The 1,427-nt window shown below is 45.3% G+C and carries 1 pseudogene; it reads right to left on the bottom strand.

What is annotated here, in order from left to right:
• Positions 1–176: 176 nt before the first annotated feature.
• Positions 177–1,427: pseudogene (locus D0T84_RS21680) on the bottom strand (DNA methylase); the annotation flags it as partial.

Here is a 1,427-nt window from a genome sequence, read left to right as displayed (position 1 = left end):
ATTTTTTGAAAAGTTAGGAATGAACCCAAACTCTAAAAAAAATAAGCGGATAATTAATGAACTAAAACAATATGGGACTATTGCCGCTTAAAAAAAGCTGTTTTTATAACGAACTATTGAATATAGTTCATAATCGGAAAGAGCCGCCCGTCGTGATGACGAAGCGGCTTTTAATCTTATAGCTTAATCCCTTTGGATACAGGGTTCTCAACTTTGGGCGGGCTACCGCCTACCGTTCCAATAACGACACGCCCACCGGAGTTGTCTGCTATCTCCCTAAGCCGTGCTGGAATGAAAGGTTGTCCGTTACCCTGCGAGGGCTGACGGACATCTTCCGGGGATTGCTTTTTGTCGGCTGTAACCTCACTTACAGGCTGTCCTTCGCTTTCCTCTATCGGTTTGAGGGAAAGCTGTATCTTCCGGTCTAACTCCTTAAATTCGTCCCGCAAAGCGGCTAATTCTGGCTCTTTGCGCCATGTGCCATCCACCACCTCCCGAAGTATGGGAATATCTTTCGTAAGTTTTTCATTTTCCTTTTGGAATTTCTCCAGTGTTGGTTCGATAGTACCCAGAGCGTTGATGAAATTCTGCGCTGCCAGACGTGGATCGGCAGCCAGATTACCGTAATTATATTGATACAGGTAATCACCCTCTCCCCGAACGTAGAAACGGTTTTGCACAGCATCAAAACCCTCTTTCTGTGAGGTTTCACTTTTGACAAGCAGTTCGAAACCATACAAGCTACCAATCTTATCAAACTCATTTCCCGTGCGGGCAGTATCGGCAATGTGGTTCAGGTGTTTGCCGATAAACTTAATATCGCCACCCTGAACGCCATCCAGTTGGATTGGATTCTTATACGAGCCGTCCTCATTTAATTGTACCCGGCTTTTGAAGTTCTCCAAATCTTTGCCGATGCGTTCAATCAAACCGTTGTTCTTCTCCACTTTCTGCAAAATATCATCCAACTTGTAACGGCTGGATGATTTACCCCTCACAAATGCCTGCCGTTCGCTTTCCAATGTGGTGATTTTCTTTTCCAGACGGGCTTTCTCCAACAATTCCGTATTACCGGAAAGGATAGCCACATATTCGGAGAAGTTCATGCCTGTTTTCTCATCCATTGCGCCCTCGTCAATGGTACGTGCGCCCATATTGTTGGTTTTTAACTGCTGAATGAAAAGTTGTTTGTTATGAAGTAATCCGAATTTATAGGCATCCAGTGATTTTTCGACAGCATAGAGAACAACATCCACCTTATTATCGGCATAGTATTTGGCGACCTCGTTGCCTGTACGGATAGCTCTTCCCTCGCGCTGAGCCAAATCACTTGGTCGATCGGGTAGGTCAGCTCCCTTACAGGAGCTTTCCCCCCTAAGAACCGTACGTGAGCGTTTCCACTCATACGGCTCAAGCAATTCTAAGTT

Origin of the sequence: Dysgonomonas sp. 521, assembly GCF_010501055.1 — a bacterium.
Classification (GTDB): Bacteria; Bacteroidota; Bacteroidia; order Bacteroidales; family Dysgonomonadaceae; genus Dysgonomonas.
This window is presented reverse-complemented; position numbering and strand designations above follow the sequence as displayed.